Genomic DNA, 26,057 nt, shown 5'->3' with positions numbered 1-26,057 from the left:
CACCTATTGACGAGTGACCCGGATCTGCAGGGTCTGGCGCTCGCTCTGGCTGCCTCGCCCGCCCTGTAGCTGGGTGCCGAGGCTACTCCCCTGATCCGCTGAGCTGGTCGAAAGCTCTCCCACCTTCAGCCACTGGCCTGGGGCCCCGCTCACCTCGGTGGCACTCTGCCCACGATTGATGGTGCCCTGATCCAGCCTCGCCTGTTCGCTGCTCAGCACAATCTGCACCCGATCGCCAATCAAGGTGGCCGTGGCATAGAGGCCGTTCACCAGCGGCATCATCCCCACCACTGCGCCCCCGTTCCACTGATAGAAGGTGACCGGCTGATAGGAGCCCATCTGCAGCAGCACGGGACGACCCGACAGCCCCCGCACCTGCCAGCTGTCGTTTTGGCTGCGCTGGTACTGCTGGGCGTTGCCATCGAGCAACCACTGCCGCTTGACCTCGTCGCGACTGATTGAGCCTCCCAGTTGCTGACCGCTGGCGGCCCCCTCTACCCGCCACTCGATAAGCAGGCTTTGCGGTGGCTGGTTGATCTGCGCCAGCGTGGCTTCGGCCTCCTGCAGCTGGGCTGGCGTCCCGCTCAGCACCAGCTGGTTACCCATGGCACTCACCCCAAGCTGGGGATAGATCTCCTTGAGGGTCTGCACCGCCGCCTGCGCCTCGAAGACCGGGATCACCTTCACCTCGGCCCACAGCGACGGGCTCCAGATCCCCATCATGCAGCCAAGCCACAGCAGCGCCCTGCGACCAACCTTGCCCATCCGAACCATTGCGATCTCCTCGTTCTCTGTGCTCTTCTCGCTCTCTGTTCTCTCTCTGCTCAGGCGTAGACCCACACCCGCAGCAAACAGCTCTACCTTATTCCGCTCACTCGTCGATGATGAACCCGGCGGTTGCCAAAAAACAATCGGGAATGCAGCAAGTCCGTGATTTCCCAGGGTATGAGGCTCTCATTCCACGCCCGTTATCGCGTAAGATAGCGCCATCATAGTTGCCCAAGCGGAATCCATCATGTTGAAACAGCTGTTGTTACTCCCCCTCGCCCTGCTGCTGGGGGCCTGCTCCCTGACCCAGTACAACGTCAGCGAGGCCGAAATCAACCAGTACCTCAAAGATCAGGTCTCTTTTGAAAAACAGCTGGGGATCCCCGGCATCATGTCGAGCAAGATCCGTCTGGATGAGATGCAGAGCCGTATCGGCCGCAAACAAGCAGATCGCATCGAGCTGGACGCCGCTGGCGATCTGCAGGTGAGCAGCCCCCTTGGCAGCCAGCAGATGAAGATCCGCTTTGCTTTGAGCGCACGCCCGGACTATGTGGCCGATCAGGGTGCCATCTATCTGCGCGATCTTGAGCTTCTCTCGGTCAAGACCGAGCCGGCCGATATCGGGGCTGCCCTCACCCCGCTGCTGCCCACCTTCAATCAGTCGCTCTCCCTGTTCCTGTCGCAGACGCCGGTCTACCGACTCGACAGCAGCCGCAAGAACGAAGCCAGGATCAAGGAGAAGGTCGAAGCCCTCAAGGTAGAGCCGGGCCGTCTGGTCATCCCGTTCAAGCTGCTCTGATCCCCGCAGCGCTGGCACTTTCAGCGCGCTCAACAGATAACCGTCCTATTCGACAGCGCACATCCGGTTTAACGTGCAGCCGAATGGGGCGGTTTTTTACTTCTCAAGTCCCCTGCAACACAGCATAATGCAGACCATTCTCATTTAGATTCGTCATGAGAAGCGTCAATAATAAAACCAATGGTGAGAAGGGACATGAGAAAAACCGTACTGGTTCAGGCGATCGCCTGCGCACTGATCAGCGGCGCCGCACACGCAGCCGTCAAAGTCGAAGACAAGACATTCAATACCGCTGCCAACATGCTGGCCTATACCGAATTCGAGCTCTCCGGTGAGCCACTGGCCGAAGCGCTGGGGCTGGATCTGGATGTGCTGGATGCCAACCGTGCCGATGAGCCGACCCCGTTCGACTTCGCTGCCGGCATCGAATCCTACGAATACTCCGAAGAGGCGATGTACGCCCTCAACTACCAATCCGGCATGGGCCCGCATCTGGTGAACGGGCCGCAAAACCTAGCTCGTGGTGGCACCATGGCCTCTCTGGGGCAACGAGTGCTGGCCATGGCCGATGCCGTTGGTTTCCCGGCGGATGAAGTGCCGCAGGGCATGTATCCCCTCTCCCTGCCCTACGCCTCCGCCAATCCGGAGTTTGCCCAGGCCGTCAACGCCACCCCGGTCAATGGCGACCAGATCACCATCAAGACCGCCAAAGGGACCGAGAAAACCGTCAAGACCCAGGTGCCCGCCTACTTCCGCGACTACAGCACCCTGCGCTGGAGCGGCAGCGACAACCTGCTGGTGCCCGCAGCGGTGGGCGGCATCCTGCTCAAAGAGGTGATGTGGTCGCAAGACTTCCTCGGCGGCATGCACGTGGCCGAGACCGATGAAGAGGTAGAAGCCGCCTCCGCCACCATGGATCAGGATGGCAAGCACAAGCTGGGCGTCTCTGCCGCCGATGGCTTCAACGGCATGATGCTGACCGAGCAATCCATCGACAAGCTGGCCATCATGCAGAACCAGCTCGGCTTCGATGGCAAGCAACTGGGCGCCAAAATCACCCCGCAGTACGATCCGGCCAAGGGCGTGATTTACTTCCCCCATCAGGTGAAAGTGACCGAAACCAGCAACAACGATGCCGGTGCCATCGGCAAGCTGGAGGTGGTGGATGGCTCCGCCCAGCTGCGCGATGCCTGGATGATGCTGTGGCCGCTCTCCGAGTTCTATGCCTTCAGCGATCAGCGCAGCGCCAACACCAACCAGAACCCGGCCTTCCACGCCGTGTTTGACGGTGCGCCGTTTGCCGCCGCACCGGCTGCCAACAAGACCAATGACCTGGGCAAAGCGGTCGCGGGCAGCGATGCCTTCTCGCTGGCGATCAATCTCTCCAACCTCACCTTCAAGAACCTGGCGGCCCTGCACTTTGATACCAAGGCTGGCACCCTGGTCGACAGCTGGCAGGCAGGCAAACAGGGTAAGCACGTCACCACCTTTGACGCTGCTTACGCACTGGTCGCCCTGCAGATCTTCCAGCGCGCTCAAGATGCGCTGCCGGTCGGCTACGCCGCCGGTGACAATGGCGAGCTGAACCTCAAGACCCAGCAGGGTCAGCAGGCGCTTGAGCTTATCCGCAAACAGGCCGATTTCATCCTTGCCAACCTCAAGGGCAAAAATGGTCTGGTGCATGACGGCATCACCCTGGGTGGCAAGCTCGATGCCGGCCACTCCATCGATGCACAGTTCGCCGCCATCCGTGGTCTGACTGCCGCGTTCCTCGCTACCTCCGATGCCAAGTACCGCACCGCTGCCCGCGAGCTGTTCATCGCCACCGACAAGGCCTACTTCAATGCCAAGGCGGGCACCTGGCTGGCGGGTAAACAGGGTGAATACACCCCCTGGACCCAGGCTGCCATCTCCGGCGCCCTGCGCTCTGCCATGCTGAACCTGCGCAACGAAGGGGCCGAGAAGGCGCCCGAGCTGGAGCTGGCCAAGCTGACCGGTCAGTACGTCAGCTGGTTCCGTGGCACCGTCAATGGTGGCATGCAGATGGCCGAGTGGATCGGTGACTCCGGCGAGAACATCATCGAAGGTGCCGGCAGCGACACCGATGAAGATGGCGTACCGCAAGTGACCGCCGCCGGTGGCAAGCACGGCACCGCCATGGTGATGGCCGCCAAAGCGGTGGTTAGCGAATAATCCTCGCCATTCACCAGCATGAAAAAGGGAGCCAAATTGGCTCCCTTTGCATTACAGCGTCTGACACAGTTTCAAGGGCTTTCCTCAAACCAGCTTGTCCAGCATCTCCTTTGTCACCAGCACAATCCCCTGCTCGGAGCGGTAGAAGCGGCGGCTATCCTCATCGGCATTCTCGCCCACCACCAGCCCATCGGGCAGCACACATCCCTTGTCCACCACCACCCGGCGCAGACGGCAACCGGCGCCAATCTCGACCCCGGGGAAGATGATGGCCTGATCCAGGGTGCAGAAGGAGTGCACACGCACATTGGTAAAGAGCACCGAGTTGAGCACAAACGACCCGCTGACGATGGTGCCGCCCGAGAACATGGAGTTGATGGTCATGCCATGCTGACCATTGCGATCCTGCACGAACTTGGCCGGTGGCGTCAGGGTCTGGCTGGTCCAGATGGGCCAGTTCTGATCGTAGATGTCGAGCTCGGGCAGCACGGAGGCGAGATCCATGTTCGCTTCCCAGAAGGAGTCCAGCGTACCCACGTCACGCCAGTAGGGCTTTTGCCCCTCGCGTGCCCCGACACAGGACATGTTGAAAGGGTGAGCAAATGCCATCCCCTCCTCCACGATGCGGGGGATCACATCCATCCCGAAGTCGTGTTTGGAGTCCTGATTGTGAATATCCTCCTCCAGCAGTTGATAGAGGTACTCCGCCTCGAAGATATAGATCCCCATGGAGGCCAGCGAGCGATCTTCGCAACCTGGCATGGCGGGCGGATTGGCCGGTTTTTCGACGAAGGCGCGGATCTTGCGCTGCTCGTCGATATCCATGATCCCGAAGGCGGATGCCTCGGCCCGCGGCACCTCGATACAAGCCACCGTCACCTTGGCGCCAAGGCGCACATGGTCGAGCAGCATGGCGGCGTAATCCATCTTGTAGATGTGATCCCCCGCCAGCACCACCAGGTATTTGGGGCCGTAGTCACGGATGATATCGACGTTCTGATAGATGGCATCGGCGGTGCCGCGATACCAGTGCACCTCGTCCACCCGTTGCTGGGCAGGGAGCAGGTCGATGAATTCGTTCATCTGGTAACGCAGGAAGGACCAGCCCGATTGCAGGTGACGCAGCAGGCTGTGAGATTTGTATTGGGTGACTACACCAACTCGGCGGATCCCCGAGTTGATACAGTTGGAGAGCACAAAATCAATGATCCGGAATTTGCCACCGAAATGGACGGCAGGCTTGGCGCGGTTGTCAGTCAACTGCTTCAGGCGACTACCACGTCCACCCGCCAGCACCAGTGCCATACTCTGGTTCAATAATTGTCGTGCTTTGGCACTATTTTCGGGCTCTAACAACATGATTTACCTCTGCCTTGTTTGATCTATTTTCAACTCATCTTCGCCTGTTTCGGCACCTGTGAAAGTGGTTTCACTCACATTTAACCGATCTCAATTGACCCTTTTCACCGAGTTGCGAGGAATAGCATGCTTTGCTCCACCAGCTTGGTTAAAATTCCCCCACAAAGCAGCCACTTCAAGGATGACAAGATGGTTCACAAGCTCGGACGTACCCTCTTTCTGATCGCCACCATAGTGACCATACCCCTGCTGCTCCTGCAAGCAGTTTGGTTGGCCCTTCAGAGCACACCGCTCACTTTGGCCATTATTCTGGCCACCACACTGCTTGGCATGATCCTGCTGTTGATGCTGGCCATACGCACCATGGATGGCATGCTCCAGCATCAGGAGCTCACCTGGGTCAAGGCGATCAGAGGGCGGGATCCCTCACAACTCGATGAGCCCGCCTCCCAGGAGGTACTGCAACAGCTGCTGGAGCAGTTCGAAAGTGCCGAGCAGAGCGCTCATCGCCAGCTGACCGAGCTCAGCAACCTGGCTACCACCGATGAGCTGACCCAGCTACTCAATCGTCATGCATTTCGCCGCGACATGACCGAGTTGCTGCAGCGGGATCAGGACACCCAGACCGCGACCCTGGTGCTGATCCGTGCCACCGAGCTTGGCAAGATCAACGCCCAGCGCGGATTCCAGTCTGGTGATGCCTACATCAAGGACATGGCGGCCCTTATCAAGCGGGTGGTAAGCCGCTTCCCAGGCAATCAGGTCTACCGCATTTCGGGGGCCGATTTCGCCGTGCTGGTGCAACCGGTGGCCAATATTCCTCCCCATCTGCTGGGGCAGGATTTGAAGGTGGCCTTCGATCACTATCAGGATCAGCACGAGCTGGAAAGCACCGGTTACTCGGGGCTGACCAAGCTCAGCAGCGGCCAGAAAATTGAAGCCGTGCTGGCCAGAGCGGATCTGGCGCTGGCTCGCGCCCAGACCGAAACCATCAACGGCTGGGCCATCCAGCAGGATGACAGTGCCTCCGATCTGCAGGGCCAACACCACTGGCGCGACGTGCTGACCGAAGTGCTGGCACAGGAGCGCCTCAGCTTTACCTATCAGCCGATCCAGCCCCTGCACCGCAGCATGCAGGCCTACAACGAGATCTACACCCGTTTCAGCGGCAATGACGGCACCGCCCTGCCCACCGACACCCTGTTTGCCATGGCCCAGCGGCTGGATATGGTGATGCGGCTGGAGCAGCTGGTCATTACCCACATCATGCGCCAGTACCGGGCCTTTGGTGCCAACCAGAGTCGCTGGGGGATCAACCTCTCCCCCAACCTGCTGCAAAACAGCGCCTTCCTGATCTGGCTTGACCGCCAGCTGCTCAAAGATCCCAATACCAGTGCCAATCTGGTGTTCGAACTGGATGAAGAGCATCTGGAACGCAACCTGACCGGTGCCAAGCGGGTGTTTGAACTGCTGCGCCGCAACGGCAGCCGCTCGGCCATCGCCAATTTCGGCAAGGGGATCGGCTCCTTTACCCTGTTTCGCGAGCTCAAGCCCGACTACATCAAGCTGGACCCAGCCCTGATCACCGGACTGGAGCAGGATCAGACCAACCAGCAGTTCGTGCGGATGATCGTCGATGTATCACATCGGATGGGGTGTCAGGTCATTGCAGAGGGGGTAGAACAGCTTGGCCAGAAACAGCTGCTGCAGGGGATGTACGTGGATGGTTTGCAGGGCTATCTGATCGCCCGGCCGCAACCGCTGCGACCGGATATCAGCCAGCTGGGGCTCTTTACTGAGGATGCTTCAGCTTCAAAAGGGTCAGAATGATGTCATTGAGCTGGCGATAGCGCTCCAGCTCTTTCTGATCGTAACGGGTCGCCAGCGTGGTGGGGTTGTGGCGGTTCTTGAGGTAACGGTTGATTTGCAGGCGATTGAACCCCGCCACCTGATAGACCTGGCCGAGCAGGGTATTGAGTTCATCGTGCTCCAGACCGGCTCTGGCCAGATAGTCCCCATCGGCGGGACTCTCGGTCTGGTGGCTCCACTTAGCAATACGGCCGCTCTCTTGCAGATAGCTGAGCCACTGCTCGATATAGAGCGGTTTGCACCCCGCCAACAGGTTGAAAAAGCCCACCGCATCGCAACGACAACCGTTCAGGAGCACGACAGCCAGCTGATCATCATCGCACTGGAAGGTCACTGGCCCGGCTTGCGCCCAATCCAGCGCCTGCACCCGAATGCTGGCCTTCTCACCCGCAGCTCCCGTTACGTCGAATACAAACATGGCGCTCCTCCCTTGGCAAAAGGTTGATGATGGACCATCCCCCTGACAGGTGCAAAGGCAAATCGGCTTTTAACTCATCAATCGGGCCATTCGACCATAAAAAAGACCGGCACCCTCACGGAGGCCGGTCTTTGTCCCGATGGCCTGTGTGTTCAGGCCATCAATGGAGGCGCTTTCAGGCGTCCAGTTCAACCAGTGCCTTGGCCAGCTCGATGGGTTCGAGCTCCTGGCCTTCCAGATCGGCGTTCCAGTTCGGGCCGACCAATACATCGTCTTCATCCAGATCGTTGATCCAGATATCGAGAAACTCTTCCAGATCGATCACTTCCGGCTCGTAATCGGCCCACTCGTCGACGCAGTGCAGACGGGCGTCCTCTTCGGCAGACCAGAGCGGCATCACGTCGGCATCTTCAAATTCGGCGGAGCGGCAGACGACCCAGTCTTCCCCATAGCGCAGGCCCCACACCTGACCCGACTCGCGGACTTGTTCGATAAACAGTTGGAAATTGGCGTCAAGGTTGTCGTTAAGCATGCTCATGGGATTCTCTCTTTCTTTCGGGTGCTGCGGCATTGTCGGGCGACAATACGATGGCCAAATGGTGTCGTAAAAGTGACATGGACTCAAGCATATTGGGGTTATTCCGGGGAAAAAGCCGAGATAACTCCCATTTGCCTGCAAAAACGCCTCCCGATGGAGGCGTCTTGCAGATTCAGGAGATCAACGCTCCCAGTAAACCTCTTCCAGGCTGTCCTCTTTCTCCGGCAAACCGCGGGAGAGACGGGGACTGCTCTGGGCCAACACCTCGTAGCTGACTCGGTTGGCGTATTTGCACACTTGGGCCAGTGAGGAGTAAGTCAGGAACTCGGAGATGTGCTTGGCGGAGTTGGGCACATTCATCCGGTGATAGGAGTTAGCCACCATGTCGTGCAGCACGGCGGAAAGGGCACCATCCCCTGCCCCGTTGGTGTTCTTGATCTTCTCCGGGCCACCCATGTACGGGGAGATGTGGGAGTAGATGCGGGCCGGTTTGCGGCACTTGGCGCGGGCCATCGGGCGGCTGAACTCATACATGTTGAACTCGGGGATGACGCCCGGCAACAGGGTATGAGTGGTCTCGCGCTTGTAGTCCTCATCGGTGTAGCTTGCCATGTAGAGGCCGATGGGGCCAGCAGTACAGAGCACCATGTCGGCCCAGTCGAGCGCCTTGTCGGCCGCACCGAGCGGATCAGCGATACCGGTCAGGGCTTCACCTTCGTCTTCGTTCATCGCCAGCACGGTCACGTTCTCGGCAATGAAGTCGCGCCACCACTGGGGGTTTTCGTCGATGACGAAACGGGTGCCCAGGGTCAGCACCACGGGAATACCGGCCTCACGGGCATAACGCACCGCGGTCATGGCCGCCTCTTTCATCGGGTCACCATCGTCACCACGCACCAGATAGGCGGTGATCACCAGGGCAGACGCCCCCTTGATCACATCCTCCGGAATGTGCTGCACATCCAGCTGGTTCATCTTGCCGGCGTTGATGCCGAAGCTGCGCTCGCCGCACTCGGTGATGAAGGTGAAGCAACGGCCGATAGGGCCATCAACCGGCTGCAGATAGTCCAGATTGACGCGGGAAGAGGTGTTGCACAGATAACGGTAGGCGTAGCATCCGATGCGAATATCCTGACTCATCACACCCAGCAGGATGGAGTGGGAGTCGGCCAGTACCGAGTAGTTGTGTACCGTGTTGCCGATGGTGCCACCGGCAAACTCGCTCACCACCATGTTGTTGGCCTTGAGCTCGTCATAAATCCGTTCGGCTACATCATCACTGATGACGACGGAGTGCCCCTTGCTCAGACCATAACGGGTCAGAAAGTCTTCATCCACATGGGCTTCGATATCAACGAGGGTCTGATCAATCCCGACCACGTAGGCTTTGCCCAGCTCGGTTAACAGGGGATTTTGCGGAACCAGGGGATCGCGTCTGTCGACAGGGAAGTAGTGTTTGGACTTGCGCTGACCGGGAAATTTCATGGCAATGTTCTGTGCTCTGGGGGAAAGAGGGGCGGGATTTTAACACAATCCGCCGCCCCGAAAAGTCGCCCTGTTTAAATAATGGAGTCAGTATAGACAAGGCTTGCAAGGAAAAACGTTTGCCTTTTTACCATAAAAAAACCACCCCGTCCGGGGTGGCTCCATAGCATAAAAAAGCGCCGGTTTTCAGGCGGCCGCCATGCCCTGCAACAGAGCCAGTAGCGAGAAGAGGCCGAGGGCGAGCCAGAACAGCAAGGTGCCCAGAAAACGGGGCACATTGGGGGCTTTGGGGATCTGGATGCCGATGGCATGCAGGATGCGGCCAACCAGTAGCATGGCGCCACCCACATGCAGCCAGAGCGCACCGGCACCGGAGAGCTCGCACAGCGCCATCAGCAGCAGGGTCAGCGGCACATACTCGGCAAAATTGCCGTGGGCCCGGATCGCCGCCAGCAGCTCGGGGGCTTCCCCCTGCCCTATCATCACCCCGAACTGGGCGCGGCGTCTGACCACCCAGAAGGAGAGCCCCAGAAACAGCAGTCCAAGCAGGCCTGCGTAGATCAGCGTGATATGTACCATGACTCGACTCCTTGTTTGACTGACTGCCGGTCACTCATGCCAATTCGCGGCAAATGAGCGAGACCATCATCCTGATATGGGCCTGATCGCTGTTGAGGGCCGGAATATATTCAAACCGCTCGCCACCGGCCTCCATGAAGATCTCCCGGTTCTGTACCTGAATTTCCTCAAGGGTTTCGAGGCAGTCGGCCGCAAAGGCGGGGCAAATCACATCGAGCCGCTTGATGCCCGCAGCAGGCATACCGCCAATGGTCACGTCTGTGTAGGGCTTGAGCCACTCCTCCTTGCCAAAGCGGGACTGGAAACTGGCCGTCCACTGCCCGGCCTCCAGCCCGAGCGCCTCGGCCAGCAAGCTGGCGGTATGGCGACACTGGTGACCATAGGGATCCCCTTCGTTCTCGTAGCGCTCGGGAATGCCGTGGAACGACATCAGCAGGTGATCACCCTGACCGTGCTGCTCCCAGTGACGGCGCACGCTCATGGCCAGCGCCTGAATGTATTCGGGATGGGCGTGATAATCACGAATGAGCCGTACCACTGGCAGATTGCGCTCTTTCTTCATTGCCTTGCCCCAGGCATCAAAGACCGAGGCGGTGGTACTGACCGAATATTGCGGATAGAGCGGCAACAGGATCACCCGGTTGACCCCTTTGGCCTTGAGCGCCTGCCAGCCATCATTCACTGACGGGGAACCATAGGTCATCGCCAGTTCCACCGGCACCTCAACCCCCTCCCGCTTGAGCTCCTGCTCCAGTGCGGCGCGCTGCTGCTTGCTGATCACCATCAGCGGCGAGCCCTGCTCGGTCCACACCTGCTGATAGAGCTTGGCCACTTTGGGCGAGCGCGTCGGCAAGATGATGAAATGGAGCAGCGGGCACCAGAGGTAACGGGGCAGGTCCACCACACGGGGATCGTGCAGGAACTGGCTGAGGAACGCTTTGACGGCAGCGGTGGTCGGTGCGGCTGGGGTACCCAGATTGACCAGCAATATTCCGGTTTTCGTGGTCACGTTGGCTTCCTGTCTATCTGTCATTATGCAAAAAGGGCCCGACAGGGCCCTTCTCTTTATTTATCTGATGGCACGGGAAACAGTGCCGGCAGCAAAGATCAGCCCAGAATGGTGGCAAGCTGCTTGCTGACCAGATCAACCGGCTGGGTGCCGTCGATCTTGACGTAACGGGTGTGGCCCGCTTCCGCCTCTTTGCCGTAGAAACCGATCAGCGGCGCGGTCTGCTGATGATATACATCCAGACGCTTGCGTACTGTGGTCTCTTCGTCGTCGGCGCGGATCACCAGATCTTCACCGGTCACGTCATCCTTGCCTTCCACTTTCGGCGGGTTGAACACCACGTGGTAGGTACGGCCAGAGCCGGAGTGAACGCGACGGCCGCTCATGCGCTTGACGATCTCTTCGTCCGGCACATCGAACTCCAGCACGAAATCAACCACGACACCGGCGTCCTTCATGGCTTGCGCCTGGGGAATGGTGCGCGGGAAACCGTCCAACAGGAAGCCTTTGGCGCAGTCCGGCTGAGCGATTCGCTCTTTGACCAGACCGATGATGATGTCGTCAGAGACCAGCTGACCTGCGTCCATCACAGCTTTGGCTTTCAGACCGAGCTCGGTGCCCGCTTTGATCGCCGCACGCAGCATGTCGCCGGTGGAGATCTGGGGAATACCGTGTTTTTCCATGATGAACTGAGCCTGGGTACCTTTGCCGGCGCCCGGAGCCCCCAACAGAACAATGCGCATACACGCTCCTATTGATTGGTTATTCAAATCTTGCGAAGGCAAAAAAGTACACGGTTTCGCCCGTTTCTACAAGGGTGAGCCACCTGAATGAGCACTTTATCACCACAATAACCGGCTGATCGAACAGGATTTCATCGCAAGGGGAAGACGCAAAAATAGCCAGGGATTCAGCATAGAGCGCCAAAAGCAGGAAGGAGGTACGGCAGAAAAAAAGATCCCGGCTCAGGGCCGGGAATTGCGCTCAAAAGTAACTACTTGTCGCTCGTAGTAGGAACAGGGCAATAGTAGTTTGCCCCCTGTGCGTCAACAACTGTCAGATGTGACAGGCAGGCCGCTATGAAACCGGAACTGGGGATCCGGCGAGCAGATAAGCTCGGCTTCCAGCTTGCCAAAGAAGGCCACCCGCTCGCTGATATCCTCCCCTGCGTACTGTTCGGCCAAGCTCAGGTAATCCTGATAGTGACGCGCCTCGGAGCGCAGCAAAGAGACGTAGAAGCGACTCAGCTCTTCATCCAGATGGGGTGCCAGCTTGGCAAACCGCTCGCAGGAGCGGGCCTCGATATAGGCGCCGATGATCATCTTGTCGACTATGGTGGCCGGCTCATGGGTGCGCACATGCTGCATCAACTGGCGGGCATAGCGGGAGGCCGTCACCGGCCCGTATTCGATGCCGCGGGCCTGCATGATCTCCAGCACCTGCTCAAAGTGGTGCAGCTCCTCCTGAATAAGTCGCACCATGGGAAACAGCAGCGGATTGCGCTCCAGCTCGGCAAAGACGGTGCGATCAGACTCCCCCATGCTGCGTTTGCCCAGGATCTCGGCCTTCTCCGGGATGGCATCCAGCTCGCGATAGAACTCCAGCTTGGGCAGCAGATGGCGCTTGCCCTTGGGCAGGCAGTAGCGGCGCACCAGACTGTGGGCAGTGAGTGCGGCTTTGGTCTCGCAGTTGGCGTGATCGATGAGCAGGGTCGGTAAACGGGCCGGATCCCGCGCCATCTCCACCCACTCATCCGGGGTCTCGCACTGCAAAAACTGGCGCACTGGGGCTAGCAGGTCATCCATCTGAACTCTCGTCTCTTAAAAGCGTATCGATCATATATGTTGCCGCCTATGCTAGCGGATCCCGCTGGCCATGCCCATATCCGGCAAGATAAACGGATGTTTTTCAAACAGATACCCCCTACCCCTTCTGCCGGTGCGAGGCAAAAACGACAATGGGGGCCACTGGCCCCCATCTCGCTATCCCATCCGGCAAAACCGCAAACGTTTAACTTCCTTCGTTAAAAATTTCCAGATTGCTGGTGCCTTCCTGCCATTCACGCACCGCTTTGGTGTCATCGTTGCGCAGGGCATTGAGGTGATCCAGATAGGACTGGTCCACGTCGGAGGTGACGTAGTGGCCATTGAAGACCGAGGTCTCGAAGTGACGCAGATCCGGGTTGATCTCCCGTACGGCGGCTTCCAGATCTTCCAGATCCTGGAAAATCAGACCGTCAGCGCCAATCAGCTTGCAAACCTCTTCTACTTCACGGCCGTGGGCGATCAGCTCGTTGGCGGTGGGCATGTCGATGCCATAGACGTTGGGGAAGCGAATTTCCGGCGCTGCCGAGGCGAAGTAGACCTTGGCTGCCCCCGCTTCACGGGCCATCTGGATGATCTGCTCGGACGTGGTACCACGCACGATGGAATCATCCACCAGCAACACCTTCTTGCCCTTGAATTCGGAGCTGATGGCGTTGAGTTTGCGGCGCACTGACTTCTTGCGCTGGGTCTGTCCCGGCATGATGAAGGTACGGCCGATATAGCGGTTCTTCACGAAGCCCTGACGGTATGGCAGCTCCAGGGTGTGAGCGATCTCCAGCGCCACGTCACAGGAGGTCTCGGGGATGGGGATAACCACATCGACGTCGAGATCTTCCCACTCGCGGGCAATCTTCTGACCCAGCTTGCGACCCATGTTGAGGCGGGCGGCGTAGACCGAGACCTTGTCGATACACGAATCGGGACGAGCGAAGTAGACGTATTCGAAGATGCAGGAGCTCATCTGCGGGTTCTCCGCACACTGCTCGGAGAAGAGTTGACCCTGCTCGGTGATGTAGATGGCTTCACCCGGCGCAATATCCCGCACCGTCTCGAAACCGATGGCGTCGAGTGCCACGCTCTCGGAGGCGAGCATGTACTCCACCTGGCCAAGCTCGTCCTGACGACGACCGAGGATCAGCGGGCGAATGCCGTTGGGATCGCGAAAACCGATGAGACCATGGCCAATCACCAGCGAGACCACCGCATAAGCACCGCGGATCTGCTGATGGGTTCTGCGCACCGCAGCGAAGATATCTTCGGGGCGCAGGGCCATCTTGTCACAGCGATCCAGCTCGTGGGCCAGCACGTTCAGCAACACTTCCGAGTCGGAGGTGGTGTTGATGTGACGGCGGGCGACCTTGAACTGCTGCTCCTTGAGCTCCTTGGCGTTGGTGAGGTTGCCGTTATGGGCCAGCACCATGCCGTAGGGCGAGTTCACATAAAAAGGTTGGGCTTCAGCGGCACTTGAGCTGCCTGCGGTGGGGTATCTGACATGACCTATGCCGATGTTCCCTTGCAGACGCTGCATGTGGCGCACTTCAAACACGTCCTTCACCAGGCCATTGGCCTTGCGTTGCCGGAAGTTTCCACTATCAATGGTCACGATCCCGGCGGCATCCTGTCCCCTGTGCTGCAACACCGTCAAGGCGTCGTAGAGGGCCTGATTGACGGGGGTGGTGCCAACTATACCGACAATACCACACATGTCTTTGCTACCTCGAAGTCACTATACCTGTTTAAGAAAACTGGATGAGTTCAACATGAACCCGAAAAACCACTGGATCACCGGCTTGAACTCCGGCACCAGCTTGGACGCCACCCACCAGTCGCTCTGGGAGAGGCTGGTGAAGGTATCCATGAAAAAAAGCAGGGCACTGACGATCAGCACCCCGCGAATTGCACCGAAGCAGACCCCCAGCACCCGATCGGTACCGGAGAGACCCGTCTTGTCCACCAACAGGCCCACCACATAGTTGACCACGCTGCCGAGGATCAAGGTCGCCACAAACAGCGCCGCGATGGCCAGACCGTTGCGAACCAGCGCGTCGGAGAAGGAGGTGAAATAGACGGCGAGATCGGGATAAAAATGGCTGGCAATAAAGAAGGCGACGAACCAGGTGACAAGAGACATGGCCTCCTTGACGAAGCCGCGCACCAGGCTGATGAGAGCAGAGAAACCGACGATGCCGATGATGGCGTAATCAATCCAGACCATAGAAAAAGATGTCCTGCGAAATTGCGGCGCAGTCTAACAAAAACGATTGCGCATTGCTTGATAAAAATGTGTTAACTGTTCAAAGCGACGCCGAAAAGCCGCATTTTTTCAGCACTAAAACGGTTGATCGGCGCCAGAATGCACAACGCCATGGCAATGCCATGGCGTTGTGGTCAGCGGCGTGAACTTACCCGATGTGGGTCAGGCCACCCATGTAGGATTGCAGCGCAGCCGGGATGGCGATGCGACCATCTTCCTGCTGGTAGTTCTCCATCACGGCAACCAGAGTACGACCCACCGCCAGACCGGAACCGTTCAGGGTGTGCAGCAGTTGCGGCTTGCCATCGATGCGCACGCGAGCTTGCATGCGGCGCGCCTGGAAGTCGGTGCAGTTGGAGACAGAGGAGATCTCGCGGTAAGTGTTCTGGGCCGGCAGCCACACTTCCAGATCGTAGGTCTTGGAAGCGCAGAAGCCCATGTCACCGGTAGAGAGCGCCATCACGCGATACGGCAGTTCCAGCAGTTGCAGCACCTTCTCGGCGTGACCGACCATCTCTTCCAGTGCATCCCAAGATTTCTCCGGGTGAACCAGCTGAACCATTTCAACCTTGTCGAACTGGTGCATACGGATGAGGCCACGGGTATCACGACCGTAGGAACCGGCTTCGGAGCGGAAGCAGGGGCTGTGGGCGGTCATCTTGATTGGCAGCTCTTGCGCGTCAAAGATCTCGTCGCGGGCCATGTTGGTGAGCGGCACTTCGGAGGTCGGGATCAGGGAGAACTTGCGCACCTTGCCCTCTTCTTCCCCTTCACCTTCGATACCGGTATTGAACAGGTCCTGAGCAAATTTCGGCAACTGGCCGGTACCATAGAGGCTGTCCGGGTTCACCAGATAGGGCACGTAGCACTCGGTGTAACCATGCTGCTGGGTGTGCAGATCCAGCATGAACTGAGCCAGGGCACGGTGCAGACGGGCAATCTGACCCTTCATCACTACGAAACGGGTACCGGAGAGTTTGACGCCGTTTTTGAAGTCAACGCCCTTGGCCGCTTCGCCCAGATCGATGTGATCGCGTACCGGGAAGCTGAACTCGCGCGGTGTACCCCAACGGCGCACTTCCACGTTGTCGTTCTCGTCACGGCCCACCGGCGTGGTCTCGCTCGGCAGGTTGGGGATGGCGTCGGCAATGGCTTTCAACTGGGCCAGCAGGGCATCCAGCTCGACCTTGCTGGTTTCCAGCTCGTCGTTGATCTTGGTCACTTCGGCCTTGAGCGGGGCAACATCTTCACCACGACGGGCAGCTTCACCGATGGATTTGGAGCGGGCGTTGCGCTCGGCCTGCAGCTCCTGGGTACGGGACTGCAGATCCTTGCGTTTCTCTTCCAGAGCGTTGACAGCCGCTACGTCCAGAACGTAGCCACGTGTCGCCAGACGAGCGGCAGCCTCTTCGATATCGCTGCGCAGATATTTGGGATCCAGCATGGTTTACCTACTTTTTTAAAATGGGATCTGGGCCTGAGTCGTCATGACGGGCTGGGAAACAGATCCGGAAGTTAACATCGGTTGGCGCACCCCAATCGTCTTCAGAATCGGGCCTTAACTATCAGGCCTTCGAGATCAAGAAGATGGCGCAAGGCCAAGACAAGCGGGGTCAGACGGGCAGTGTAGCAGACCGCCCCCCCGCCCGAACAGGGACTATTTGTGTCGTTTTTACCGACTTTGGCACGCAAACCGTCCTGCATATTCAAACGCCTGACCAATTTTCAGCCATGCGAGGTAACAAAGGGGCTATTTGCCCCGTTGCTGCGGACTTTGCCTGTCCAGTTCATGGAGGTAATCGAGCTTCTGGCCAATCTGCTTTTCAAGGCCGCGATCGGTGGGCTGGTAGTACTGCTTGCCCGCCAGCTCGGGCGGGAAATACTGCTCGCCCGCAGCATAGGCGCCCGGCTCGTCATGGGCGTAGCGATACTCGGCGCCATAGCCCAGATCGCTCATCAGCTTGGTCGGCGCATTGCGCAGGTGTACCGGCACCTCGAAGTCAGGGAGATTTTTGGCATCATGAAGCGCCGCCTTCCAGGCGGTATAGACCGCATTGCTTTTCGGGGCACAGGCGAGATAGACGATCGCCTGGGCGATGGCCCGCTCCCCTTCCGCCGGACCGATCCGATGGAAACAATCCCAGGCCGACAGGGCGACCTGCATGGCGCGCGGATCGGCATTGCCCACATCTTCCGAGGCAATCGCCAGCAAGCGGCGGGCGATATAGAGGGGATCGCAACCGGCGCTCACCATACGGGCATACCAGTAGAGCGCCGCATCCGGCGCCGAGCCGCGAATGGATTTGTGCACCGCCGAGATGAGGTCGTAGAAGTGATCGCCCCCCTTGTCGAAGCGGGCCACGTGCTCCCCCACCACGGCAGCGAGCAGGGCACTGTCGATCACCCGCGCCCCTGTGCTGTCGGTTTCGGCCATGTCGGCCAACAGCTCCAGATAGTTGAGGGATTTTCGCCCGTCCCCATCCACCGCCTTGGCCAACGCCTCTTTGACGCCGGGGGCAAAGGTGAGTCCCGGATCATTGAGACCACGGGGATCGGTCATCGCCTGATCGAGCATGGCGAGAATATCGCTCTCCTCCAGCCGCTTGAGCAGATAGACCCGGGCTCGTGAGAGCAGTGCGTTGTTGAGTTCGAACGAGGGGTTTTCGGTGGTGGCACCGATAAAGGTGATGGTGCCATCCTCGATGTGAGGCAGGAACACATCCTGCTGACTCTTGTTGAAGCGGTGCACCTCATCCACAAACAGGATGGTACGCACCCCGCGCCAGCTGTTCTCCTTCGCCTTGTCGATGGCGGCGCGGATCTCCTTGATGCCGGAGGTGACAGCAGAGAGTCGCTCCACTTCCGCCTGACAGTAGTGAGCCATCAGCTCCGCCAGCGTTGTCTTGCCGGTCCCGGGTGGCCCCCACAGGATCATCGAGTGGCAGTGACCCGCCAGAATGGCTTTGCGCAGGGGCTTGTCAGCCCCCAGGATATGTTGCTGACCGATATACTGGTCGAGGTTTTGCGGCCGCATCCGGGCCGCCAGCGGACGAAAGTCCGAAGAGAAATCCAGCGACAAGTTACTCATCTGTATTGACCGTTCAGTATCACGGATACCGCCATGGAAAACGGTCCGACGAGAAATCCAATAAGAGGTTACTCATCTGTATTGACCACCCAACGTCACGCCACTCACCTTTGACTGGCACAGTGGCGAGCAATCCAACGACCGCTTGCTCATTAGCGCTGGTCGTCCAGCTCGACCCCCTTCGGGATCTTGAAAACAAATTCGTTGCCCTTGAGCACCGGCTTGCGGTTGAAGCTGCTCAGGGTGAATTCACTCCACTGCCCTTGCGCCTCTTTCACATCGAAACGACTGATGTTGTCTTGTCTGTCGAAGGTGACACGGAAGGAGGCAATCAGCTCATCCTTGTTACGGCTGGTGACGGTGTAGACATCGCCCTGCTGGGTCACGTCATAGTTCTTCCAGAACTTGTCGTCATTACCAGCGATCAGAATAAAGGGGGTGTTGAGCACCGCATCTTTCAGCTTGAGGGCAGTGACCTGCTCGACGAAGGGATCATAGACCCAGACATCCTGACCATCTGCCACGATCAGGCTCTCGTCCGGCGAGGTAGTGTGCCAGTTGAAACGGTTTGGCCGCTGCACCAGCAGATCGCCGCTAGCCTTTTGCAGCTCCTTGCCCTTGCTGTCATAGACGGTCTGGGCAAATTTGGCGGAGAAGAGGCTCACCCCCGCAAGCTTCTGTTTGAGATCGCTGGCCGCATCGGCCCACACCTGGCTGCTGGCCATCAGCAGCACGGTACCCATCAACAGTTGTTTTTTCATCACGCTCTTCATAAAGACGCTCTCGATAAAAGGCCACGCCCGCGGAGGGCATGGCCAGGGATAGTATGAAACGGTGAGGCTTAGTCCCGCACCGGCGGCGGTGCCAGCACGTCGCGCTGACCATTGCCACCCGGTGAGCTGACGATGCCCTGATTCTCCATCTGCTCGATGAGACGAGCGGCCCGGTTGTAACCAATCTTGAACTTGCGCTGGACGCTGGAGGTCGAGCCACGGCGGGACTCCACCACAAAGGCGACCGCCTCGTCGAACAGGGGGTCGAGCTCTTCATCGCCACCACCGCCATATTCGCCGCTGCCACCTTCGCCACCCGACTCACCGGAGAGGATCTCCTCGATGTAGTTCGGCTCGCCGCGCAGTTTCCAGTCTGCCACTACCTTGTGCACTTCGTGATCATCGACGAACGCACCGTGTACCCGGGTCGGGTTGGAGGTACCGGCTGGCATGTAGAGCATGTCGCCCATGCCGAGCAGAGATTCGGCGCCCCCCTGATCGATGATGGTGCGCGAGTCGATCTTGCTCGACACCTGGAACGAAATACGGGTCGGGATGTTGGCCTTGATAAGACCGGTAATCACATCCACTGACGGACGCTGGGTCGCCAGAATAAGGTGAATACCGGCGGCCCGCGCCTTCTGGGCGATACGGGCGATCAGCTCTTCCACCTTCTTGCCGACGATCATCATCATGTCGGCAAATTCGTCCACCACCACCACGATGTGGGGCAGCTTCTCCAGCTCCGGCGGCATCTGATCCATGGAGTCACCCGGGCGCCACAACGGATCCAGCAAGGGTTCCCCCTCCTCGATGGCAGCAAGTACCTTGTCGTTGTAGCCCTTGAGGTTGCGCACCCCGACTGCCGACATCAGCTTGTAACGGCGCTCCATCTCGCCCACACACCAGCGCAGGGCGTTGGCGGCGTCCTTCATGTCGGTCACCACCTCGGTCAGCAGATGCGGGATCCCTTCGTAGACCGAGAGTTCCAGCATCTTGGGGTCGATCATGATAAAGCGCAGGTCATCGGGGGAGGACTTGTAGAGCATCGAGATGATCATGGTGTTGACCCCCACCGACTTACCTGAACCTGTGGTACCGGCCACCAGCAGGTGCGGCATCTTGGCCAGGTTCACCACCACCGGCTCCCCTGCGATATCCTGACCCAGGCCCATGGTGAGCGGGTTGCGGCTATCGCGGAACGCATCGCAGTCGAGAGTTTCGCGCAGGTAAACGGTCTGACGCACCCGGTTGGGCAGCTCGATACCGACATAGGTCTTGCCCGGGATCACCTCAACCACCCGCACGCTGCTGGCAGACAAGGAGCGGGCCAGATCGCGTGAGAGGTTGGTGATCTTGCTCGCCTTCATGCCCGGCGCCAGATCCAGCTCGAAACGGGTAATAACCGGACCCGGATAGACACCGACCACCTTGGCCTGCACGTTGTAGTCGGCAAGCTTGGCCTCCACCAGACGCCCCATGCGATCCAGCTCATCCTTGCTCATCATCTGGGTCTTGGCGGGTGGACGGTCGAGCAGCTCGATACTCGGCAACGGTGGCATTGTTGACTGCGGACGACGCTTGGGCTTGGTTGGTGCGACGGCTACCGGCGCGGCAACCTCGTCGTCCCCTTCGGCCCAAGGCAGATCCAGATCGTCCTCATCATCGTCATCGGCCACAGCCAGTACCGGCTGACGGCGCCCATTGGCGGCCGCCACCGCACGTTTAGGCTTGGCAGCCGGAGCCGGCTCGTCCTCTTCATCATCAAACTGGGGCTCGAACTCGAAGGTATCGTCGTCGAGTTCCGGCAGCCACTCTTCGGCGGCAGCCTTCTGATTCTTGGCCTTGGGCTTGCGAGTCCAGCTGGTGTGCGGCTCATCTTCCTCATCATCAAACGCGATGGCCCCTACCCCGCTTTCCAGCAAGGGATCCGGCCCCTCGTTGCGGGGTTGACGCCAGCCACCGGTCAGCCAGCGGCCGAGGGTGGTCGGGAAGTGGTAAACAGCGCTGACCGAACCGGTACAGGCCGCGCCGATCTGCTCGACGATGGTGAGCCAGGACCAGCCGGTAAACAGGGTGATGCCGGTTGCCACGAAGCAGAGCAGCATCAGATTGGCCCCGACGCCGCCAAACAGCGGCACCACTGCGGAGGCTATTACATCCCCCACCAGACCACCGGCGGAGAAGTTTTGCATATCGTTGAAGTTCATGCTGGCAATGGCCGACATGCCGAGCACGGTCAGGATAAAGCCGATGATCCGCACCCCCAGGGTGAGGTAATCCACATCGAGCAGACGGCTCGGACGCCAGAACAGACTCCAGCCCAGCAGTACCACCAGCGGCGGCACCAGATAGGAGAAGGCACCAAAGGTAAACATGGTGATGTCGGCGAGCCAGGCACCGGCACTACCGGCGAGGTTCTTCACCTCCCCTTGCCAGGAGGTCTGAGACCAGCCGGGATCAGCGGGATGATAGGACAACAGGGCAAGCAGAAGATAAGCAGCCATCAGGGTGATGGCGATCAAGACGGCTTCGAAGATCCGTTGTGTACCTGATAAAGGAGTAAACAGCTTTTTATCGGCCAAACTCCGGCTCCTTTCTGAAAACATGTAATGCAGGAAATAAGGGGGCCTAGTATCCCCGAAAAGCCCATCGATTGTCAGCCTGTGCCTGATGGGACGGGGCCATATTTGCACTCTTCTTTACAAGAAGTCTTTACAAGAAGAAACGAGCGGACCGGCCGCTCGTTTCTGACTGTCATGGTGTCTCATATGGAAAAGATACCACGGCATAACCTGCTTTATCGGGTGCTGATCACCAGACGACTGCTCTGCTTGACCTCTTCCATCACCACGTAGGTGCGGGTGTCATTGACACCGGGCAGACGCAGCAGGGTTTCCCCCAACAGACGGCGGTAAGCCGACATGTCGCTGACTCGGGTCTTGAGCAGATAGTCGAAGTCACCGGAAACCAGATGACACTCCTGGATCTCTTCGAGTACCTGAACAGCCTTGTTGAACTGTTCAAACACATCGGGAGCACCGCGGTTGAGGGTTATCTCTACAAAAACCAGCAGCGACGCATCCAGATAATGAGGGTTCAGAATCGCAGCATATCCTTCGATATACCCTTGTCGCTCGAGGCGACGAACCCGTTCCAGACACGGTGTAGGACTCAGGCCAACTCGCTTGGACAACTCAACATTCGAAATCCTGCCATCCTTTTGCAGTTCATTAAGAATGTTGCGGTCAATCCTGTCCAAATCCTTTAGCCGACTCTTAGCTTCCATCATTTTATTCCATCCTTTGGCTATTTTTTGGTAAGAATCACCAGTCATTTTATAATTATGGTCACAAATCCTGTCAATACCTGAATATACTAGGCGCAAATGTTGGTTAACATTTTGGCAACATGAAACACCAATCTATAGACGAGGGATAGCATGATTATCGGTGTACCTAAAGAGATAAAAAACCATGAATACCGCGTAGGCATGGTTCCGGCCAGTGTACGTGAACTGACAGCACGAAACCATACTGTTTTCGTCCAAAGCGGTGCCGGAAACGGCATTGGCTTCAGCGATGCAGATTATATCGCTGTTGGAGCCGAAATTTTGGCCTCTGCAGCAGAGGTTTTCGCCAAAGCCGAGATGATCGTCAAGGTCAAGGAACCTCAGCCTGTCGAATGTGCCATGCTGCGTCCGGGTCAAACCCTGTTCACCTATCTGCATCTGGCGCCAGACTTGCCCCAGACCGAAGCCCTGCTGAAAAGCGGCGCCATCTGTATCGCCTATGAAACCGTCACCGACGGCCGTGGCGGCCTGCCCCTGCTGGCCCCCATGTCAGAAGTGGCCGGACGCATGTCTATTCAGGCGGGTGCCCAGGCGCTGGAAAAATCGCGCGGTGGTAGCGGAGTGCTGATCGGCGGCGTACCCGGTGTCGAACCGGCCAAGGTGGTGATCATCGGCGGCGGCGTGGTCGGCTCCAATGCAGCCCGCATGGCCATTGGCCTGCGCGCGGATGTGACCATCCTCGACAACAACGTCGATACCCTGCGCCGTCTCGATAACGAGTTCCAGGGAGCGGCCAAGGTGGTTTACTCCAACAGCGAGACGCTGGAGCGTCATCTGCTGGCGGCCGATCTGGTCATCGGAGGCGTGCTGGTGCCGGGTGCCACTGCGCCAAAACTTGTCCGCCGTGACCACATTGCGCGCATGAAGCCGGGTTCTGCTATCGTCGATGTCGCCATCGATCAGGGCGGCTGTGTGGAAACCTCCCACGCCACCACCCACCAGGATCCGACCTATATTGTCGATGAGGTGGTGCACTACTGTGTCGCCAACATGCCGGGTGCGGTAGCCCGTACCTCGACCGTGGCACTCAACAACGCTACCCTCCCCTTTATCATCAAGCTGGCTCAACAAGGTTACCGCGACGCCCTGTCGTCAGACGTGCACCTGCGTCATGGCCTCAACGTGATGGAGGGCAAGCTCACCTGCAAAGAAGTCGCCGTGGCTCATGGCCTTGCCTACACGGATCCCCTGACCCTGCTGAACTGATCTGCGCTGGCCTGCGCCAGTTGGAGATGAGTGAAAATCCGCCCGCGATGGGCGGTTTTTTTATTCCTTTATTTTGCGTGTCACCCCTTGTGAACACGATTAGTGCAATCGACTCACCAGCCTTTGACCCCGGATCACGAATTACCTACAATCGCGCAAACTCATCACATCCCGGAAATGACATCATGAGCCAAGTCACTCACAGCAAATTGCTGATCTTAGGGTCAGGCCCGGCCGGTTACACCGCGGCCGTCTACGCCGCCCGCGCCAACCTCAATCCCCTGCTCATCACCGGCATGCAGCAAGGGGGTCAGCTGACCACCACCACCGAAGTGGAAAACTGGCCAGGTGATCCGGAAGGCCTGACCGGCCCGGCCCTGATGGAACGCATGAAAGAGCATGCAGAGAAGTTCGATACCCGCATCCTGTTTGATCACATCAACAGTGTCGAACTGACTCAGCGCCCGTTCCGCCTCAAAGGGGACAACGGCGAATACACCTGCGATGCCCTGATCATTGCGACCGGCGCCTCCGCCAAGTATCTGGGCCTGCCCTCCGAAGAGGCCTTCAAAGGGCGCGGCGTCTCTGCCTGTGCCACCTGTGACGGTTTCTTCTACCGCAATCAGGAAGTGGCGGTGATCGGCGGCGGCAACACCGCAGTTGAAGAAGCCTTGTATCTGGCCAACATCGCCAAGAAGGTGCACCTGATCCACCGCCGCGACGAGTTCCGTGCCGAGAAGATCCTGATCAAGCGTCTGCACGACAAGGTTGCGAGCGGCAACATCGTGCTGCACACCCACCAGACCCTGGACGAAGTGCTGGGTGATCAGATGGGGGTCACCGGTGTGCGCCTGCGCAACACTCAGGACAACAGCACCAGCGAGCTGCCGCTGATGGGCGTCTTCATCGCCATCGGCCACCAGCCCAATACCCAGATCTTCGATGGCCAGCTGGAGATGCAAAACGGCTATCTGAAGGTACGTGGCGGCCTCGACGGTTTTGCCACCCAGACCAGCATTGAAGGAGTCTTCGCTGCTGGCGATGTGGCCGACCACAACTACCGTCAGGCGATCACCTCTGCCGGTACCGGCTGCATGGCAGCCCTCGATGCCGAACGCTACCTCGACGCGCAATAAACAAGCGTAGTTGTGATATAAGGCATACCAGTCGGTATGCCTTTTTTATTTAAAGGAGTCTAATGAAACAGAAGATATTGATTGTCGAAGATAGCCTGACCATCCGCCGTATGCTGACTCAGGCCATTGCCCAGCAGACTGGCCTCGAGATTGACGCCTTCGATACCCTCGAAGGTGCCCGTCACTGCCGAGGCGAGGAGTATGTGGTCGCGCTGGTGGACCTGACCTTGCCGGATGCGCCCCGTGGCGAAGCGGTCAACGAGCTGCTGGCTCGAGGTTTGCCGGTGGTGATCCTCACTGCCGACATCAGCGAGGATAAACGTGCCGCCTGGCTGGAAACCGGCGTGCTGGACTATGTGATGAAGGATTCGCGCCACTCGCTGCAATATGCCGTCAGTCTGGTGCACCGCCTCTATCTCAACCAGTCCATCGAAGTGCTGGTGGTCGATGACTCACGCACCTCCCGTCACCGCACCATGGCCCAGTTGCGCAAGCAGTTGTTGCAGGTGCATGAGGCCAGTCATGCCCGTGAAGCGATGGCGATGCTGGAGCAACACCCGGACATCCGGCTGGCACTGGTCGACTACTATATGCCGGATATCGATGGCATCAGTCTGGTGCGGATGCTGAGAGAGCGATACAGCAAGCAGCAGCTCGCGATTATCGGGATCTCGGTCTCGGACAAACGCGGTCTCTCTGCTCGCTACCTCAAGCAAGGCGCCAACGACTTTCTCAACCAGCCGTTCGAGCCGGAAGAGCTGCAGTGTCGGGTCAGCCACAATCTGGAAGCGCTCGAGCAGTTCAACAGCATTCAGGAGTCAGCCAATCGCGACTACCTGACCGGTCTCTACAACCGGCGCTACTGGTTCAACGAAGGGCAAAAATGGTTTGAAGAGCATCAGCGCCAGCAGACGCCTCTGGCACTCTGTGTGCTCGATGTGGATCACTTCAAGCAGGTCAACGATCACTGGGGCCATGCCATCGGCGATCAACTGCTCTGCCATCTGACTCGGTTACTGACCCAGTTCTTCCCCGATGCCATGATCGCCCGCTTTGGCGGAGAGGAGTTTGCCATGATGGTGCCTCACTGTACCGTCCCCGTGTTGATCAAGCGTCTTGAAGGGCTGCGTCAGCAGCTGCGCCAGCAACCTTTGTCACCGGAAACCCCGCTCTTTGTTCGCGCCAGTTACGGCGTGATCAGCGTCGGGCGGATATCCATGGACGAGGCGCTGAGCGTAGCGGATCGGCTGCTCTATCAGGCAAAGAACACCGGTCGCGACAAGATAGTCTCTCAAGAGATAACTATCTGAATCCTCAGGGCATCAGTCCCGTGTATTACCGCCCGACAGACTTTCCGGCAGGAGAGTCTGCGGGTTCCTTTCCTGCCACAGTCTCCCCATCACCA

The 26,057-nt window shown here is 58.7% G+C and carries 23 protein-coding genes; 7 read left to right on the top strand and 16 right to left on the bottom strand.

The window, feature by feature from the left end:
• Positions 1-3: 3 nt before the first annotated feature.
• Complete coding sequence (locus tag ACB035_RS02795; RefSeq protein ID WP_371166613.1) at positions 4-774, bottom strand: hypothetical protein; 771 nt, start codon at positions 772-774, stop codon at positions 4-6.
• A gap of 241 nt (positions 775-1,015) precedes the next feature.
• On the opposite strand from ACB035_RS02795, the gene ACB035_RS02790 reads away from it, so the two are divergent.
• Both ACB035_RS02790 and ACB035_RS02785 read left to right on the top strand, forming a co-directional pair.
• Positions 1,016-1,567, top strand: coding sequence for a lipoprotein (locus tag ACB035_RS02790; protein WP_042055713.1), 552 nt, complete (start codon positions 1,016-1,018; stop codon positions 1,565-1,567).
• 195 nt (positions 1,568-1,762) lie between these two features.
• A complete protein-coding gene (locus tag ACB035_RS02785; protein WP_371166612.1) occupies positions 1,763-3,760 on the top strand; it encodes a hypothetical protein in 1,998 nt (665 codons plus the stop codon).
• 84 nt (positions 3,761-3,844) lie between these two features.
• Here ACB035_RS02785 and glgC read toward each other — a convergent pair whose 3' ends face one another.
• On the bottom strand, positions 3,845-5,119 hold the full coding sequence (gene glgC, locus ACB035_RS02780) for a glucose-1-phosphate adenylyltransferase (protein WP_005337070.1): 1,275 nt from the start codon (positions 5,117-5,119) through the stop codon (positions 3,845-3,847).
• A gap of 189 nt (positions 5,120-5,308) precedes the next feature.
• Here glgC and ACB035_RS02775 point away from each other — a divergent pair, with 189 nt between their 5' ends.
• Positions 5,309-6,949, top strand: a complete 1,641-nt coding sequence (locus tag ACB035_RS02775; RefSeq protein WP_201946922.1) for an EAL domain-containing protein — start codon at positions 5,309-5,311, stop codon at positions 6,947-6,949.
• Here ACB035_RS02775 and ACB035_RS02770 read toward each other — a convergent pair.
• The 9 genes from ACB035_RS02770 to ACB035_RS02730 form a co-directional block, all read right to left on the bottom strand.
• Entirely contained in the window at positions 6,912-7,406 is a 495-nt protein-coding gene (locus ACB035_RS02770; RefSeq protein WP_371166611.1) for a hypothetical protein, read from the bottom strand. The genes ACB035_RS02775 and ACB035_RS02770 overlap by 38 nt on opposite strands.
• A 175-nt stretch (positions 7,407-7,581) precedes the next feature.
• Positions 7,582-7,944, bottom strand: coding sequence for a DUF2750 domain-containing protein (locus ACB035_RS02765; protein WP_005337077.1), 363 nt, complete (start codon positions 7,942-7,944; stop codon positions 7,582-7,584).
• A gap of 180 nt (positions 7,945-8,124) precedes the next feature.
• A complete protein-coding gene (locus ACB035_RS02760) occupies positions 8,125-9,429 on the bottom strand; it encodes an inosine/guanosine kinase (protein WP_019445536.1) in 1,305 nt (434 codons plus the stop codon).
• Between the two features lie 186 nt (positions 9,430-9,615).
• Positions 9,616-10,008 (bottom strand): MAPEG family protein, encoded by a 393-nt coding sequence (locus ACB035_RS02755; RefSeq protein WP_371166610.1) that lies wholly within the window; start codon positions 10,006-10,008, stop codon positions 9,616-9,618.
• Between the two features lie 34 nt (positions 10,009-10,042).
• Positions 10,043-11,017 carry a ferrochelatase gene (gene hemH, locus ACB035_RS02750; RefSeq protein WP_180349309.1) on the bottom strand — a complete coding sequence of 325 codons (975 nt, stop codon included), beginning with the start codon at positions 11,015-11,017 and terminating at the stop codon, positions 10,043-10,045.
• 98 nt (positions 11,018-11,115) lie between these two features.
• Positions 11,116-11,760, bottom strand: a complete 645-nt coding sequence (adk, locus tag ACB035_RS02745) for an adenylate kinase (protein ID WP_005337083.1) — start codon at positions 11,758-11,760, stop codon at positions 11,116-11,118.
• Positions 11,761-12,063: 303 nt separating this feature from the next.
• Positions 12,064-12,822, bottom strand: coding sequence for a tRNA-(ms[2]io[6]A)-hydroxylase (locus ACB035_RS02740; RefSeq protein WP_005346385.1), 759 nt, complete (start codon positions 12,820-12,822; stop codon positions 12,064-12,066).
• A 205-nt stretch (positions 12,823-13,027) separates the two neighbouring features.
• Positions 13,028-14,548 carry an amidophosphoribosyltransferase gene (gene purF, locus ACB035_RS02735; RefSeq protein ID WP_371166609.1) on the bottom strand — a complete coding sequence of 507 codons (1,521 nt, stop codon included), beginning with the start codon at positions 14,546-14,548 and terminating at the stop codon, positions 13,028-13,030.
• Between the two features lie 21 nt (positions 14,549-14,569).
• Positions 14,570-15,058, bottom strand: coding sequence for a CvpA family protein (locus ACB035_RS02730; RefSeq protein ID WP_005337086.1), 489 nt, complete (start codon positions 15,056-15,058; stop codon positions 14,570-14,572).
• 8 nt (positions 15,059-15,066) lie between these two features.
• Here ACB035_RS02730 and ACB035_RS02725 point away from each other — a divergent pair, with 8 nt between their 5' ends.
• A complete protein-coding gene (locus ACB035_RS02725; protein ID WP_155395816.1) occupies positions 15,067-15,243 on the top strand; it encodes a hypothetical protein in 177 nt (58 codons plus the stop codon).
• 2 nt (positions 15,244-15,245) lie between these two features.
• Here ACB035_RS02725 and serS read toward each other — a convergent pair whose 3' ends face one another.
• The 5 genes from serS to lrp all read right to left on the bottom strand — a co-directional run bounded on the left by serS (position 15,246) and on the right by lrp (position 22,250).
• Positions 15,246-16,541: a serine--tRNA ligase gene (serS, locus tag ACB035_RS02720; protein WP_005337087.1), complete on the bottom strand. Its 1,296-nt coding sequence runs from the start codon at positions 16,539-16,541 to the stop codon at positions 15,246-15,248.
• A gap of 306 nt (positions 16,542-16,847) precedes the next feature.
• Positions 16,848-18,185: a replication-associated recombination protein A gene (locus tag ACB035_RS02715; protein ID WP_371166608.1), complete on the bottom strand. Its 1,338-nt coding sequence runs from the start codon at positions 18,183-18,185 to the stop codon at positions 16,848-16,850.
• A gap of 152 nt (positions 18,186-18,337) precedes the next feature.
• Complete coding sequence (lolA, locus tag ACB035_RS02710) at positions 18,338-18,946, bottom strand: outer membrane lipoprotein chaperone LolA (protein ID WP_041202312.1); 609 nt, start codon at positions 18,944-18,946, stop codon at positions 18,338-18,340.
• Between the two features lie 80 nt (positions 18,947-19,026).
• Entirely contained in the window at positions 19,027-21,543 is a 2,517-nt protein-coding gene (locus ACB035_RS02705; RefSeq protein WP_371166607.1) for a DNA translocase FtsK 4TM domain-containing protein, read from the bottom strand.
• Positions 21,544-21,758: 215 nt separating this feature from the next.
• Positions 21,759-22,250, bottom strand: coding sequence for a leucine-responsive transcriptional regulator Lrp (gene lrp / locus ACB035_RS02700; protein WP_005300047.1), 492 nt, complete (start codon positions 22,248-22,250; stop codon positions 21,759-21,761).
• 150 nt (positions 22,251-22,400) lie between these two features.
• On the opposite strand from lrp, the gene ald reads away from it, so the two are divergent.
• The 3 genes from ald to ACB035_RS02685 all read left to right on the top strand — a co-directional run bounded on the left by ald (position 22,401) and on the right by ACB035_RS02685 (position 25,962).
• A complete protein-coding gene (gene ald / locus ACB035_RS02695; protein ID WP_371166606.1) occupies positions 22,401-23,516 on the top strand; it encodes an alanine dehydrogenase in 1,116 nt (371 codons plus the stop codon).
• A 185-nt stretch (positions 23,517-23,701) separates the two neighbouring features.
• Positions 23,702-24,652, top strand: coding sequence for a thioredoxin-disulfide reductase (gene trxB, locus ACB035_RS02690; RefSeq protein WP_019445530.1), 951 nt, complete (start codon positions 23,702-23,704; stop codon positions 24,650-24,652).
• 62 nt (positions 24,653-24,714) lie between these two features.
• On the top strand, positions 24,715-25,962 hold the full coding sequence (locus tag ACB035_RS02685) for a diguanylate cyclase (protein ID WP_019445529.1): 1,248 nt from the start codon (positions 24,715-24,717) through the stop codon (positions 25,960-25,962).
• The last annotated feature ends 95 nt before the right edge of the window (positions 25,963-26,057 follow it).

It is taken from the genome of Aeromonas sp. S12(2024), from assembly GCF_041402305.1.
In the GTDB taxonomy this organism is placed as follows: Bacteria; Pseudomonadota; Gammaproteobacteria; order Enterobacterales; family Aeromonadaceae; genus Aeromonas; species Aeromonas veronii.
Note: the sequence above shows the minus strand (reverse complement) of the source record. Positions and strands in the feature narration are given on the sequence as shown.

What these genes read in the sequence shown, in the direction of transcription:
- adk (WP_005337083.1), bottom strand. Translation starts at nt 11,760, where the DNA reads ATGCGCATTGTTCTGTTGGGGGCTCCGGGCGCCGGCAAAGGTACCCAG.
- ACB035_RS02755 (WP_371166610.1), bottom strand. Translation starts at nt 10,008, where the DNA reads ATGGTACATATCACGCTGATCTACGCAGGCCTGCTTGGACTGCTGTTT.
- ACB035_RS02715 (WP_371166608.1), bottom strand. Translation starts at nt 18,185, where the DNA reads ATGAGTAACTTGTCGCTGGATTTCTCTTCGGACTTTCGTCCGCTGGCG.
- ACB035_RS02795 (WP_371166613.1), bottom strand. Translation starts at nt 774, where the DNA reads ATGGTTCGGATGGGCAAGGTTGGTCGCAGGGCGCTGCTGTGGCTTGGC.
- ald (WP_371166606.1), top strand. Translation starts at nt 22,401, where the DNA reads ATGATTATCGGTGTACCTAAAGAGATAAAAAACCATGAATACCGCGTA.
- lrp (WP_005300047.1), bottom strand. Translation starts at nt 22,250, where the DNA reads ATGATGGAAGCTAAGAGTCGGCTAAAGGATTTGGACAGGATTGACCGC.
- trxB (WP_019445530.1), top strand. Translation starts at nt 23,702, where the DNA reads ATGAGCCAAGTCACTCACAGCAAATTGCTGATCTTAGGGTCAGGCCCG.
- ACB035_RS02790 (WP_042055713.1), top strand. Translation starts at nt 1,016, where the DNA reads ATGTTGAAACAGCTGTTGTTACTCCCCCTCGCCCTGCTGCTGGGGGCC.
- purF (WP_371166609.1), bottom strand. Translation starts at nt 14,548, where the DNA reads ATGTGTGGTATTGTCGGTATAGTTGGCACCACCCCCGTCAATCAGGCC.
- glgC (WP_005337070.1), bottom strand. Translation starts at nt 5,119, where the DNA reads ATGTTGTTAGAGCCCGAAAATAGTGCCAAAGCACGACAATTATTGAAC.
- ACB035_RS02775 (WP_201946922.1), top strand. Translation starts at nt 5,309, where the DNA reads ATGGTTCACAAGCTCGGACGTACCCTCTTTCTGATCGCCACCATAGTG.
- ACB035_RS02730 (WP_005337086.1), bottom strand. Translation starts at nt 15,058, where the DNA reads ATGGTCTGGATTGATTACGCCATCATCGGCATCGTCGGTTTCTCTGCT.
- ACB035_RS02725 (WP_155395816.1), top strand. Translation starts at nt 15,067, where the DNA reads ATGTCCTGCGAAATTGCGGCGCAGTCTAACAAAAACGATTGCGCATTG.
- ACB035_RS02760 (WP_019445536.1), bottom strand. Translation starts at nt 9,429, where the DNA reads ATGAAATTTCCCGGTCAGCGCAAGTCCAAACACTACTTCCCTGTCGAC.
- lolA (WP_041202312.1), bottom strand. Translation starts at nt 18,946, where the DNA reads ATGAAAAAACAACTGTTGATGGGTACCGTGCTGCTGATGGCCAGCAGC.
- ACB035_RS02685 (WP_019445529.1), top strand. Translation starts at nt 24,715, where the DNA reads ATGAAACAGAAGATATTGATTGTCGAAGATAGCCTGACCATCCGCCGT.
- serS (WP_005337087.1), bottom strand. Translation starts at nt 16,541, where the DNA reads ATGCTGGATCCCAAATATCTGCGCAGCGATATCGAAGAGGCTGCCGCT.
- ACB035_RS02740 (WP_005346385.1), bottom strand. Translation starts at nt 12,822, where the DNA reads ATGGATGACCTGCTAGCCCCAGTGCGCCAGTTTTTGCAGTGCGAGACC.
- ACB035_RS02785 (WP_371166612.1), top strand. Translation starts at nt 1,763, where the DNA reads ATGAGAAAAACCGTACTGGTTCAGGCGATCGCCTGCGCACTGATCAGC.
- ACB035_RS02765 (WP_005337077.1), bottom strand. Translation starts at nt 7,944, where the DNA reads ATGAGCATGCTTAACGACAACCTTGACGCCAATTTCCAACTGTTTATC.
- ACB035_RS02770 (WP_371166611.1), bottom strand. Translation starts at nt 7,406, where the DNA reads ATGTTTGTATTCGACGTAACGGGAGCTGCGGGTGAGAAGGCCAGCATT.